The sequence below is a fragment of the Mechercharimyces mesophilus genome (assembly GCF_059818345.1).
This window is the reverse complement of the sequence record NZ_JCBAPH010000001.1, coordinates 1,018,334-1,030,991: the sequence shown is the minus strand read 5'-3', so window position 1 is coordinate 1,030,991 and position 12,658 is coordinate 1,018,334. Positions and strand designations below refer to the sequence as shown.

12 protein-coding genes are annotated in these 12,658 nt (G+C 47.2%); 1 reads left to right on the top strand and 11 read right to left on the bottom strand.

Going from position 1 to position 12,658, the window contains the following annotated elements; translation table 11 throughout:
* Nucleotides 1–47: 47 nt before the first annotated feature.
* The 11 genes from AC6RGY_RS05255 to AC6RGY_RS05205 form a co-directional block, all read right to left on the bottom strand.
* Nucleotides 48–1,421 carry a tetratricopeptide repeat protein gene (locus tag AC6RGY_RS05255; protein WP_499860230.1) on the bottom strand — a complete coding sequence of 458 codons (1,374 nt, stop codon included), beginning with the start codon at nt 1,419–1,421 and terminating at the stop codon, nt 48–50.
* A gap of 157 nt (nt 1,422–1,578) precedes the next feature.
* Complete coding sequence (locus AC6RGY_RS05250; RefSeq protein ID WP_499860228.1) at nt 1,579–3,651, bottom strand: SBBP repeat-containing protein; 2,073 nt, start codon at nt 3,649–3,651, stop codon at nt 1,579–1,581.
* 213 nt (nt 3,652–3,864) lie between these two features.
* Entirely contained in the window at nt 3,865–4,248 is a 384-nt protein-coding gene (panD, locus tag AC6RGY_RS05245; RefSeq protein ID WP_499860226.1) for an aspartate 1-decarboxylase, read from the bottom strand.
* Entirely contained in the window at nt 4,223–5,101 is an 879-nt protein-coding gene (gene panC, locus AC6RGY_RS05240) for a pantoate--beta-alanine ligase (RefSeq protein ID WP_499860224.1), read from the bottom strand. The genes panD and panC overlap by 26 nt, the downstream gene beginning before the upstream one ends.
* On the bottom strand, nt 5,088–5,963 hold the full coding sequence (panB, locus tag AC6RGY_RS05235; protein WP_499860222.1) for a 3-methyl-2-oxobutanoate hydroxymethyltransferase: 876 nt from the start codon (nt 5,961–5,963) through the stop codon (nt 5,088–5,090). The genes panC and panB overlap by 14 nt, the downstream gene beginning before the upstream one ends.
* Nucleotides 5,964–6,237: 274 nt before the next feature.
* Nucleotides 6,238–7,212, bottom strand: coding sequence for a biotin--[acetyl-CoA-carboxylase] ligase (locus AC6RGY_RS05230; RefSeq protein ID WP_499860220.1), 975 nt, complete (start codon nt 7,210–7,212; stop codon nt 6,238–6,240).
* A complete protein-coding gene (locus tag AC6RGY_RS05225; protein ID WP_499861467.1) occupies nt 7,193–8,404 on the bottom strand; it encodes a CCA tRNA nucleotidyltransferase in 1,212 nt (403 codons plus the stop codon). Before AC6RGY_RS05225 ends, AC6RGY_RS05230 begins: the two co-directional genes overlap by 20 nt.
* A 93-nt stretch (nt 8,405–8,497) precedes the next feature.
* The gene (gene bshA / locus AC6RGY_RS05220; protein WP_499860217.1) at nt 8,498–9,622 is read right to left on the bottom strand and encodes an N-acetyl-alpha-D-glucosaminyl L-malate synthase BshA; all 1,125 of its coding nucleotides are present in this window, start codon (nt 9,620–9,622) and stop codon (nt 8,498–8,500) included.
* Nucleotides 9,623–9,625: 3 nt separating this feature from the next.
* Nucleotides 9,626–10,351 carry a bacillithiol biosynthesis deacetylase BshB1 gene (gene bshB1 / locus AC6RGY_RS05215; RefSeq protein ID WP_499860215.1) on the bottom strand — a complete coding sequence of 242 codons (726 nt, stop codon included), beginning with the start codon at nt 10,349–10,351 and terminating at the stop codon, nt 9,626–9,628.
* Between the two features lie 37 nt (nt 10,352–10,388).
* Entirely contained in the window at nt 10,389–11,189 is an 801-nt protein-coding gene (gene dapB / locus AC6RGY_RS05210) for a 4-hydroxy-tetrahydrodipicolinate reductase (protein WP_499860213.1), read from the bottom strand.
* 40 nt (nt 11,190–11,229) lie between these two features.
* A complete protein-coding gene (locus AC6RGY_RS05205) occupies nt 11,230–11,568 on the bottom strand; it encodes a nucleotide pyrophosphohydrolase (RefSeq protein ID WP_499860211.1) in 339 nt (112 codons plus the stop codon).
* A 166-nt stretch (nt 11,569–11,734) separates the two neighbouring features.
* On the opposite strand from AC6RGY_RS05205, the gene AC6RGY_RS05200 reads away from it, so the two are divergent.
* Nucleotides 11,735–12,592 carry a YitT family protein gene (locus AC6RGY_RS05200; protein ID WP_499860209.1) on the top strand — a complete coding sequence of 286 codons (858 nt, stop codon included), beginning with the start codon at nt 11,735–11,737 and terminating at the stop codon, nt 12,590–12,592.
* The last annotated feature ends 66 nt before the right edge of the window (nt 12,593–12,658 follow it).

The following is a 12,658-nucleotide window of genomic DNA, read 5'->3' as shown; positions in this document are numbered from 1 at the left end:
GCTCCTGTCTTTCACCAGCAATCCGCCATGATGAGAGGAAGAATGGGTTAACAGATGCACTGCCAGCACTCTTGCATGGCTTCCATCCGTCCTTCGAGAAAGTGACAAACCCCTTCGAAGAAAGCAGGTTCTTTCCAAGAAGGACAAAGACGGGTGGCGTGCTGAAAATGAGCCAGTGCTTCTTTGAGATGATCTTCTTCCAAGTGAATCTGTCCCAGTTGATAAAACCCAAGTGCCTGTAGTGAAGGGGATATATGCTGTGTCGCCTCTTCTGCTAAGCGTTTGGCTGTATCCGCATCCTGATTCTGATAAGCGATCCGTGAGCGCATGACCAGCCACACGGGGTGATGCAAAAGCTCTTGTGTCAGTTGGGATGGTATCTTTGCTGCAAGATCCGTTTCCCCTTCTTGGATGAGGCACCATACATAAAAAAGAAGGAGATCGGAATTTTTCGGGAAAAGGGTAAGTCCTTTTTTTAACCACACCTTAGCAGCAGGACGTTCATCTATAGCCCACAGATTCCAACTGATGCCATGATAGGCCGCTGGTTTCCAAGGATCAAAACGGAGTAACTTTTTATACCAAGTGAGCGCTTCTAACGGCTGACCTCGCTCCTCCCAATCGTGAGCAATCGCCTGAATCACAGAGGGATGACGACTTTTCTTCATGGCTGATAACCGCCAATAAAGTACACTCTTCCATTGGCCTGTTGCTTTGTAACATTCGGATAAGAGTTGCATGGCTTCCCAATCGTGCTCATCCAGAGACAGGGCCTGGTATAAGTGAATAATCGCTTCTTGATATTGACCAAGTCGGTAGTAGCAAGCCCCCATATTAAACCAAGTATCTGGATTCTCTTTGCGTAGTGACAGGGCCCTCTGATAAGAACGAATCGCATCTTCATCCTTTTTCTGTTGTACATTCACACAGCCCATCATATGAAAAGCAAAAGCCGCAAAAGGATAATAATCATCTTTCAAGGCAGCATCCGCTACCCACTGAAACTGCTCTTCTGCTTGATCCCATTGTTCCGCTTGATAATGGTTTAAAGCAAGGTAGAGTCGTCCCAACAGGAAATCCGGCTCGGAGGAGACCACTTGTTGAAAATAGGGATGGGCTTGTGTAAATAATTTCAATTGGTAATACCCCTGCCCTTGACGAAAGGCGCGAATGGTATCCGCATGAATCCAAAACTCCCCGTCCATTTCCTCGTCTTCACCATTTAAGGAAGGGTACTGTTTTGCCAAATGGGCTAATTGATCCTCAACCGTGGCCCAAATCTCCAGTAACTGACGTGAAGACGCTTGAATTTGCTGGTATCGATTTTTAAGTAAACCTTTTTGCGATTCATCACTTTCGGCGAAGTGATGATCGATGGTTTGTAGCTCCTGTTGAACTTGTTGTACCCATTCCTGGAACACAAGAGACCCTCCTTAACCATCAAGTCTTACCTTGAAGTATGTCCGTCTTCCCTGAATCCATGCAGGTAGCCTGTATGTTGGAATGGAAGGGATGAAGGGATCCTTCTCTCTTTTTCTCATCAAAAAAAGCATCCTGAGGATGCCTTTTTTTGAACAACTAATTTCCAAACTCTCCTCCACCACTCCCCCGTGGACCTCTTGGTCCACGGGGCCCACGCCGTCCTCTTCGTCCACGTGGACCTTGTGCCCCGGTCGCTCCAACAGGTCCTGTCGCTCCCGTCGGACCGGTTGCCCCTACAGCTGTCAGACTACCTACCTTGGTAATGAAACCATCTTGAATACCGCCAAATTGCGACTGAAAGGCTTGGAATGTAACAGGGAAATTATTAGGGACATCAGAGGTAGACGTTTGACCAACTATATATGCATTGCCTACTGTATCGAGTGCAATACTGTTCCCATTGTCAATTCCTGCTGCTCCACCGAGATAAGAAGAAAAGAGAAGTCCTTGACCAGAATAGCTTATTTCTGTTACAAAAGCGTTATTTTGTGTTCCGGCACGACTATCCTGGAAGGCATCGGATGTTATCGGGAAATTGGTAGACCCAGTTGTTCCTGTGACCCAAGCGGAACCAAAAGAATCCACAGCAATGCCATCACCACTTTCAAATCCACTTCCACCTAAGTAAGTGGAATAAATCAGCGCGCTTCCCCCAACATTCAACTTGGAAACAAAAGAATCTGCTGCTCCAGCAAGCGTACTTTGAAAAGCATTCGGCGTTGTGGGAAAATCTGATGATCGTGTAAAACCGATTACATAAGCATTATTTGCTCCATCAAGATCAATCGCGTTGCCAGTGTCCGTATTACTTCCACCTAAGTAAGTGGAATAAATCAAAGTAGAAGCATCTGAGTTTAATTTTGTGACAAAGGCAGTCCTTGACCCATCACTAACAACCTGAAAAACTCCTGATGTGACAGGGAAATTGGTCGAGTCTGTAAAACCGGTTACATAAGCCTGGTTACTTTCATCAAGTGCGATATTACCTCCATTTTCTTGCTCGGTTCCGCCCAAGTACGTAGAGTAGATGAGTCCACTTCCCGTAATGTTTAACTTCGTGACAAAAACATCAGTAATTCCTCTGTTATTGGTTTGAAAAACACCGGAAGTAATGGGGAAGTTGGTCGATTCTGTAGTACCTACCCCATACGCACATTGATTCGGATCTACGGCAATCGCATTCCCACTATCGCTTCTTGTTCCGCCAAGAAAGGTGGAGTAGACAAGGGAAGTGGCTGTATCGTTTAGCTTGGTAACAAACGCATCAGAACCACCTGCCAAAATGGTTTGAAAAGCATTTGGGGTAATGGGAAAATTGGTTGAGTTTGTCGTCCCAATTACATACGCATTGTTAAAAACATCCAGTGCAATTCCGTTTCCATTATCTGCTTCGCTTCCTCCTAGGAGTGTCGAATAAAGAAGGGAGCTTCCTCCCGCATTAATTTTTGATATGAAGACATCGCTTCCTCCCGCATTGATTGTTTGAAATACTCCTGAAGTCACAGGAAAATCCATGGATTGGGTCGCGCCTGTGACATATGCATTTTGAGCAGAGTCTACAGCAACGTCGAACGCGGAATCTCTATCACTCCCCCCTAGGTAGGAAGAGTAGAAAACAATAGGATCGATAAGAAGCAACTCGGTGGGGTCATAAACGGTGGAATCGATATCGAACCCGATCGCTTGCTCCGGATACAACTGAAACGACGTTGGGATGCTCTTTTTCCCTTGCTTCGTCCATTGAAAACTAACGGGCCTGCCTTCACGTAGCACCCCATGGCTAGTTTGGATAAACAAGTCCCCCTTATCATTGACGAAGAGATTTTCTGCCCCTTCGTAGACCAAACGCACCTCTTTCTCACAGGCTCGTGGATGGACGACAACATCATACTTTAAATGTTTTTCATCTCCTGAGAAAACGAGGTCGATTCCGTCCCAAACTCCTTTGTAAGCAACCTGTTTTTGGTCAATTAAATTCACTTCCATCGTGGGCAGACCGTTAACAAAGCGCAAATTTAGTTCAGCCCCCTCATGAAAGCAAAAACATACACCCTCATGCGAAAAGAAAAACTGACACCCTTCTCCCTTCGCGCAAAAAACAAAACCCGCATCCCGCCACTCTCCTTCACATGACTGGAAATGAAGGGACTCCACCCTTGCATGGTTCACTTGGCCTACCTCCTAAAGATGAATGTGCATAAATTGTACCTTTCATATGGTTATATTTATGCTCGGAGGATATAAAATGATTATTTAAACCATTAAGATCAAATAGCCACCTACTTGTGACAGTAGATTGGTTTCATCAAAAAAATACACACCGGGTTACCCATAGTGGTAACGTGGTGTGTATTTCAGACCATAAAAACAATAAATGACTGGCTATAAGACCGTGGCGTGAACTTCTTCTCCAATGACTTCTTCTAAACGGTTGCTTTCTCCCATGATGGCAACGCGGGGTTGGTGTGTTTTTACTTCTTCTTCGCTCATCATCGCATACGAGATAATGATCACTTTATCCCCTGGCTGTACAAGACGAGCCGCCGCTCCGTTTAAACAGATGACTCCACTGCCTCGTTCACCCGGAATGACGTAGGTTTCCAAGCGCGCTCCATTGTTATTATTGACGATCTGCACTTGTTCGTTGGGTAGTATATCCACTTTTTCTAAGATATCTTTGTCGATCGTTACACTACCAACATAATTTAAATTGGCCTCTGTCACCGTTGCACGGTGAATTTTAGCCTTCATCATATGACGAAACATTTTCGCTGTTCCCCTTTGTTATCAGGATGTTATCAATAAGTCTAGTCGATCCAAACCAGACAGCTACCAGCACGATCAAGGTTGGATTCTCGTCTGTAGGTGGGTCAAAGTTCGGATAGGAAAGCGCTTCCACATATTCCACTTCCGCTAGAGGTTGGGACTCAATATGCGCGCGAACACCCTCTTCCAAATGGGAGAGGTCCATCTTCGGCTCCGATTGGAGACGTGCTTTCGCTTGTAGTAATGCTTCGCGCAGGATGGGAGCTTGCTCTCGCTCCGTCGCTGTTAAATATTGATTGCGAGAACTAAGTGCTAGCCCGTCTTCTTCCCGTACCGTCGGACAAGGAACAATCGTAACGGGGAAATGCAAATCCTGCACCATTCGTTCAATGACGGCTACCTGTTGGGCATCTTTTAACCCGAAGTATGCACGGTCGGGCTGCACAATATGAAAAAGTTTCGATACAATCGTGGTTACTCCCTCAAAGTGTCCCGGACGTCGTGCGCCACACAGGCGCTCGGTTATCTCGGATACCGTCACTTTCGTCCGCTGTGGAGAAGGAACAATCTCCTCGCTATTCGGTGCAAAGACAACATCAGCTCCCGCAGCTTCAGCAAGTTCAAGATCTCGTTCTAAATCACGGGGATACTCATCATAATCTTCATTCGGCCCAAATTGCAGCGGGTTGACGAAGATCGAAACGATGACGAGCTCACACTCTGCCTTTGCTTGCTCGATTAAGCTAAGGTGTCCCTGGTGGAGTGCTCCCATGGTAGGTACCAGACCCACTGTCTTCGCTTTTTGTTTTTGTAAGTGTGTACGCAAGGAGGTGATTTTCTCAATGAGGTGCATGCTCTTTCTCCTCTTTTTTTGCTCCATACAATCCTTCTACGACTTCTTGAGACAGGTGGGAAGAATGCTCAGGTCCAGGAAAGGTGCCGGAGCGCACTTCTTCTACAAACTGTTTCATGCCATTTACCGCTTGCTCACCCAGATCGGCATACGTTTTGACAAAGGAAGGAGAAAGGTCGCTTCCATACTGTAAGAGATCATGGTAAACCAAGACTTGGCCATCACAATGGATACCAGCACCAATTCCGATCGTCGGAACGTTGATCGTCGCCGTTACTTCTTGAGCCAACTCAGCTGGCACACACTCGAGAACAAGGGAACAAACTCCTGCCTCTTCCAGTGCTTTTGCCTCTTGGACAATGCGTCTAGCAGATTCTAGATCGCGGCCTTGAATCCGGAACCCTCCAAGTTGATGCACGGCTTGTGGTGTAAGCCCGAGATGGCCGACGACGGGGATACCCGCCCGGACTAAGGTGCGGACGCCTTCTAGTATTTCAGTCCCGCCTTCCATTTTTACCGCGTGCGCACCCGCTTCTTGTATGATTCTTCCTGCGGCTCGCAAGAGCTCTTCACGTCCATAGTGAGAGGTGAGAAACGGAAGGTCGGTGCAGATGAAAGCATGTTTTGTACCACGTACGACCGCTTTTGTGTGATGAACCATGTCATCAAGCGTAACAGGGATGGTCGAATCGTACCCTAATACTACCATTCCCAATGAATCTCCTACCAGCAACATCTCTGCGCCTGCCTGGTCTGCCAATTTGGCTGAGGGGTAATCATACGCTGTCAGCATCGAAATCCGTTTGTTCTCTTCTTTCATCTTTCGTAGTGTTCGAGTCGTTACTTTGCGCCGTCCGGACATATTACATCCTCCTCGTGTGCGCTATAAGCCCGAGGAATTGAAAAAACGCCACCATAACTCTTGTCCATTCTATATCGGAGAGTTACAAGGCGTTGGTATAGATAAGTTTCAATACCAAATTCCTCTGTCTCCGTCCATTGGGCTCAGAGCAGAAATATTGTTGTGAACAATAGCAACGCGTGCTTCGCTCCAACGGTGCAACTCCAAAACGGATGTCGCCCTCGCGATATTGTCGCTTTTTGTTCATAAACATTGTACACGATATTGCCACTCGTTACAATTGAATCTCAGCTGAATAAAGAGGCATCATCTCTCCGTCTGCTTTCCGGAGCAAGAGCGCACCATGCTCGTTCAACCCTTGTGCCACACCTTGGACTTCCCCTTGTCCAGTCCGTGCAACAATGGCTTGTCCAAGCATAGAGGACCGCTGTTCCCACTCGCCTTGGATCAAAGAAAACCCTTCACGCAAGTAACGGTCATATAACTCTTCCAATGATTCCAGGATCATGGCCGTTAGTTTTGCCCGCCGGAAAGAGCCATTCGTGGTGGAAAGCGCTGTCGCTCTCGTTTGAATCTCTGGCGGGAAATCCGTAGTCTCTCCGAAAGCATTGATGCCTATTCCTAATATCATGTAGTCAATGCGATCTTGCTCTCCGCGTAATTCAGTCAAAATTCCACACACTTTCTTCCCATCGAGTAACAGATCGTTCGGCCACTTAATGGCTAGTGGCACGCCTATGACCCGCTCGATCCCTTGTGCTACTCCAACCGATGCCAATAAGGTTAATTGGGAGGCATGGGCCATAGGGATGGGTGGACGGACGATTAAACTCATCCAAATCCCTGACCCAGCTGGTGAATGCCATTGGCGCCCCAAACGTCCTCTACCGGCTGTTTGTTCCTCTGCTACGACAAGGGATCCTTCTTTGGCCCCTTCCCTAGCCCATTGGTGCGCAAACGTTTGGGTGGAGGGAAGAGAGTGTTCATAGTGAATTTGGTGACCAAAGCGCTTCGTTTGTAAATACGCTTGGATTTCTTCACCTGCCATCCGATCCGGTTGATTGCGTAGTTGGTATCCCACCTTGGGACGGGCTTCGATCTCGTATCCCGCTTGACGCAATTCATTGATATGCTTCCAGATCGCGGTTCGACTACAGCCGAGCTTTTCACTTAAGCTCTCTCCCGACAGGGGTTGCTTCTCACTTTGCACCAATAGCTTTAATAATTCTTCACGTATACTTTTGCGCAATCGCTTTTCCCTCCCTCAGCAATGTCTGACGCTCATTGGGAAGATCCCCACAAGCGACTCGTTCGAGTAGTTCTGTTAAGGTGTTTCCAAGCCATGGACCGGGCGGTGCTTTCATCTCTCTTCGCAACTGGTGCCCATCGATGGCCAGTTGATGGCGTGCTTGTATCTTCAACTCCTGTGCCCATTGTTGCAGGTGAGTAAGCACCTCTGAGGAGACCTTGCCTGTACATTGGGCAAGGCACCCCGCAGCGAGTGTTAGAGGGATGCCGTGCTTAAGAAGAAGTTTCTTCCCTTCTCTTTCCGTAGGAAAAGAGGGGTACCGCTCACTCAAGGTATACATCGCCTCCACGCGCTGCGCTACTTCCGACTTAAAGCGTAACGTCGTGAGAGCGAAGCGTGCTTGATTCACCTCGACACCGCAGACAGATAAGAGAAGCGCCCAACGTGCCTCAATCTCAACAAGTTCATCGATACACTTCAGCTGTGTTGGAGGATCTTTGGGGATGGTCTCCCAATCACAAAAAGGCGGAAGGTGTCGCCAAAGGTGGTGCTGAAAAAGAAGGGTGAGGCCATAGGAGGGAAGCGATGAGAGCAAGATCTTCTCTAGCTCGCTATGTACCCGCTCCACCGCTACAGCAGGTAAGGAAGCAGAGCCTTCTTTTAATGCCAGAGCTGTTTGTTCTTCTATGGTAAATTGGAGCTGGGTGGCAAAGCGAATGGCCCGTAACATGCGTAACGCATCTTCTTGGAAACGATCTTGTGGCTGACCGACCGTACGAATGATTCCTTGCTCTAAATCGATCTGTCCTCCATAAGGATCATAGAGGTGACCCGCTCGATCTTCTGCCATCGCATTAATAGTAAAGTCGCGACGCGCCAGATCGGCTCGTAAGTCTGTGACGAAAGAAACATGATCCGGATGGCGTCGATCCGAATACCCTTCCTCTGTACGAAACGTCGTTACCTCGAAAGCATTTCCATCGAGCAAGACGGTAACCGTTCCATGTTGAATCCCCGTTGGAATGGTGTGAGCAAACACTTTTTCCACCTCTTGCGGCAGTGCACGTGTAGCCACATCGTAATCGGCAGGTTCTTTTCCTAACAGCCGATCACGTACGCACCCTCCTACGAAATAAGCAGGGTAGCCGGCCTCTTCTAGCTTAATCAGTAGCCACCGTGCGGTTTGATACATGGACAAGGAAGACCCTCCTTTCGTTTAACTGACGCTCGCTTGTCCTGCTTGCAGGCGCTCATGGTAGAGGAAGGATGGATTATAGTGAATCGGTTATTTATTTTGCTCGATCACCTTGCGATACAAAGATTCATACTGATCCACGATATGATTCCCACAAAATGTATCTCGTGAGCGGGCCAACCCATTCTGTGAAAATGTGCGGTAAAGATCCGGGTTGGAAAGAAGAGAAATCGCCCCTTCTGCCATGGAGTCCACATCGCCGATATCTGCCAGGTAGCCGGTTTCCCCATGCTGTACGACTTCGGGAATGCCATCAGCACGAGAGCCTACTGTGGGCACACCACATGCCATGGCTTCCAATGCCACAAGCCCAAAGCTTTCTTTTTCGGAAGGCAACAACAAGAGGTCTGCTAATGAGATCAGACGAGCAACTTCATTTTGTTTTCCTAGGAAACATACCTTATCGGTTAATCCCAAATCCTCAACCTGTTGCCGTGTCTTGGATAGATCTGGGCCTTCCCCTACCAAGAGTAGACGTGCGGGTACCTGTCGTTGAACACGTTCAAAGATCTTAATCACATCGCCTACTCGTTTAACAGGACGAAAATTGGACATGTGAAAGAGAATGTGTTCATCTTCACGTGCATATTGGGCACGAATATCCATGACATCACGCGGATAATACATGCGATGATCAACGAAGTTATAGATGCGCTCAATCGGCTTTTCCGCACAGAAAAGCTCTCGCGTTTGTTGAATCAAGGCTTCAGATACAGCTGTAACCGCATCACTTTGCTGTATTCCAAAACAGATAATATCTTTTAGTGAGGGATCTTCTCCGAGTATCGTAATATCTGTTCCATGCAAAGTCGTCACTACCTGAAAATCTCGCTCCGCCATTTGCTTGGCTAGGTAGGCACAGATGGCATGCGGAACGGCATAATGAACATGCAAAATATCCAACTGGTGCTGTTTTGCTACTTGGGCCATCCGGCTGGCAAGGGATAAGTCATATGGAGGATAGCGAAAGAGCGCATAATGATTGGCTTCTACAGCATGATAATGAATATTATGATGAAATCCCTCTAACCGAAAAGGCATATCATACGAAATAAAGTGAACTTGATGTCCGCGCTCGGCCAACAATTTACCTAACTCCGTGGCTACCACACCGGAACCACCATGAGTAGGATAGCAAGTAATTCCAATTCGCATGTTCTATACCCCCTTCTGTGTATCCACAAGCCATGGGTAAGGGAGAGGGCTAACTAATTTGAGTGCCTCACCATAAGCCACTTGAATTTGATGTCCCCATAGCTGATCGCGGCCACGAATCATTCCTAGATACGTTGGCTGGTTTAAGGGAGTATCGACTTCCCCCTCTTGGCGAGAAAATTGAGAAGCATAAGCTTGGATGGCTTTCATCTTTTGTGAGTGCACACTACTAATATCTACTATCAGGTCCGCTTCTTCTATATGATTGATAAAGTAGCAAAAAACATGGGATACACGATGAGCAGGGAGAGCATGGATCTCTTTCTTGCGAATCCCTGCATCAAAAATCGCTTCTCGAATCAGTTGACTGGCAGCGACGTGATCGGGGTGGCGATCTTTTCCGAACGGCAACAAGACGGTCTCCGGACGTAGACGCCGGATGATTGCAGCGATTTTCTCCACCGCTTCTGGACTCTCCTTCAATCCTCGATCAGGTAATTCTAGATTGTAGCGAGCAACCAGTCCAAGGGCTTTTCCTGCTTCTCTTGCTTCCTGTTGCCGCAATGTGGGATTTCCATTAGAGGATAACTCTGCCTGGGTTAAATCCACAATCGCCACGGGATACCCAGCTGCCGCATGCTTAGCCAGAATCCCTCCAGCACCAATCTCTACATCATCCGGATGCGCTCCGATAGCAAGCAGACGCACCCTATTCTCATTATTTATCACGTCGGTTACTCCTTTCGCTCCCTCTTGTATAGTCATTTTATCTATCTAGAATATGCTCCAATCCATAAACGAGGTGATTCATTTTCATTACTTCCTTTATCGCCAAATGAACCCCTGGCATAAACGATTCTCGGTTTAAAGAGTCATGGCGGATGGATAGGTGTTGCCCTGCTCCGCCGAAGAGTACTTCTTGATGGGCTACCAATCCTGGCAGTCGAACACTGTGAATACGGAAGCCATCTTGATAAGCGCCACGGGCACCTGTGAGAATTTCTTTTTCCTCTGGATGACCTTGTTTCTTTTCTTCCCGATTTTCCCGGATCAGAGCGGCCGTTTTCATCGCTGTTCCAGAGGGTGCGTCTAACTTCTGATCATGATGCATCTCAATAATCTCCACATCGGGTAAATAGCGAGCTGCTTTTTGCGCAAACATCATCATAAGTACAGCGCCAATGGCAAAATTGGGGGCGATAATCGTTCCTATTCCCCGTTCGTTAGCGATCTTTGCTAACTCCTCTACTCTCTCTTCCGCTAGTCCACTCGTCCCCACTACAGGACGAACCCCCTGTTCTAGAGCTAGCTGGATATGTTCCGTTACCGTATCGGGTGTGGTAAAGTCGACGAGCACATCCGGCACCTCGGTTTGTAATGCCTCCGTCAGTGAAGAGTAAAAGGGAGCTTCCACCGTAGCACCTACTACCTTCCCCACTTCTTGTCCGGCATAGGTACGAGAGGTCCCTCCTATCAACTGAAGATCATCGGTTGCTGCAATCATTTTGACTGTTTCTCGTCCCATCCGTCCACTGGCACCAGCGACGAGCACTCTAATTTTCTCCATTTTCTCTATTCCTCTCTATAGAAGTCTTTCTATGTAGAAATCAGTTTTCTTGATCGACCCGCGTCCAGCGATCTCGATCGCGGGTGTTGTATTTTTTCATCACGCTATCAAATGCTTGTTCTAGGTCAATTCCCTGTGAATTGGCGAAGCATATGGTAATAAATAGCAAGTCAGCTAGTTCAGACTCCAAACTGCTTTCTGCTTCCTCTGGCTTCTTCGGCTTTTCTCCAAAGCGATGATTCACTTCACGGGCCAATTCTCCTACCTCTTCACTCATCCGGGCAAGCATCGATAAGGGATGAAAATAGCCTTCGCGAAATTGGCCGATATATTGATCCACTTCTTTTTGCATCTCTGCCATTGTTTTCTCTGCTTTCATCGCTATTCCCTCCGATCCTTCTTCATGGTATCTTATCCTAATGGGGAAGACAAATGCTTTTTGCATTGAAGAGATACAAAGGGGCATGTATAATATATCGGGATACTAACCTTCAAAAGCAACTTAGAAAACATCAAAACAGACAGAAAAGGAGGCGAATACCACAATGAAAAATATAATCACCAAAAGAATAGCTTATGATCTCTTCATTATCCTTCTCGGTTCTCTTGTCTTTTCCATCGGAATTAATACTGCTTTGGCCAATGGGCTGGCCGAAGGAGGATTTACGGGACTAGCGATCTTCTTGCATTATGTGTTTGGTTTTTCAACCGGAATCGTGATTTTCATTATTAATATCCCACTACTTTTTGTAGGGTATCGGGTGTTAGGAAAGCGCACATTTATCTATACCATTATTGGGATTGTGGCGGTTTCCTTGGCCATTGAGTATACAGACAGGTATTCGTATTTAATGGAGCTAGAAAACGACCTCCTGCTTGCTGCCCTGTATACCGGGGTATTTGTAGGGCTAGGACTGGGTCTCATCTTCCGTATCGGTGGTACGACGGGCGGCGTCGATATCATTGCACGGCTGATGAAGAAGTACCATGACTGGAGTATCGGTAAGACGATGTTCCTGTTTGATTTTTTCATCATTGCCATCAATGCTTTCGCAATCGGACGCGAAAAAACAATGTACACGTTGGTTGCCGTGTTTATCGGCTCAAGGGTTGTCGACTTTGTAATCGAAGGTTTAAGCTCTTCAAAAGCCGTCAACATCATCTCGAACTCTGCCGTGTCCATCTCCAATAAAATTACGGTAGAGATGGACAGAGGAATCACCCTGTTAAAAGGCCGCGGGGGGTATACTGGGGTGGATAAAGAAGTTCTATATGTCGTTGTTAGCCGGAATGAGCTTCCTCGGTTGAAACAACTGGTGAACAGTGTGGATCCTGAAGCATTCGTGGTGGTGCACGATGTGAAAGATGTGTTAGGGGAAGGGTTCACCTTTGAAAAAACCTAGACGAACCAATTTCATTAAAAAGGCTTGGGTGATCGATCCATCAACCCAAGCCTTTTTAATATGAGT

Coding starts and splice junctions, on each gene's coding strand:
- panD (WP_499860226.1), bottom strand. CDS start 4,248: ATGTTTCGTCATATGATGAAGGCTAAAATTCACCGTGCAACGGTGACA.
- panC (WP_499860224.1), bottom strand. CDS start 5,101: ATGCACCTCATTGAGAAAATCACCTCCTTGCGTACACACTTACAAAAA.
- panB (WP_499860222.1), bottom strand. CDS start 5,963: ATGTCCGGACGGCGCAAAGTAACGACTCGAACACTACGAAAGATGAAA.
- AC6RGY_RS05225 (WP_499861467.1), bottom strand. CDS start 8,404: ATGTATCAAACCGCACGGTGGCTACTGATTAAGCTAGAAGAGGCCGGC.
- bshA (WP_499860217.1), bottom strand. CDS start 9,622: ATGCGAATTGGAATTACTTGCTATCCTACTCATGGTGGTTCCGGTGTG.
- dapB (WP_499860213.1), bottom strand. CDS start 11,189: ATGGAGAAAATTAGAGTGCTCGTCGCTGGTGCCAGTGGACGGATGGGA.
- AC6RGY_RS05205 (WP_499860211.1), bottom strand. CDS start 11,568: ATGAAAGCAGAGAAAACAATGGCAGAGATGCAAAAAGAAGTGGATCAA.
- AC6RGY_RS05200 (WP_499860209.1), top strand. CDS start 11,735: ATGAAAAATATAATCACCAAAAGAATAGCTTATGATCTCTTCATTATC.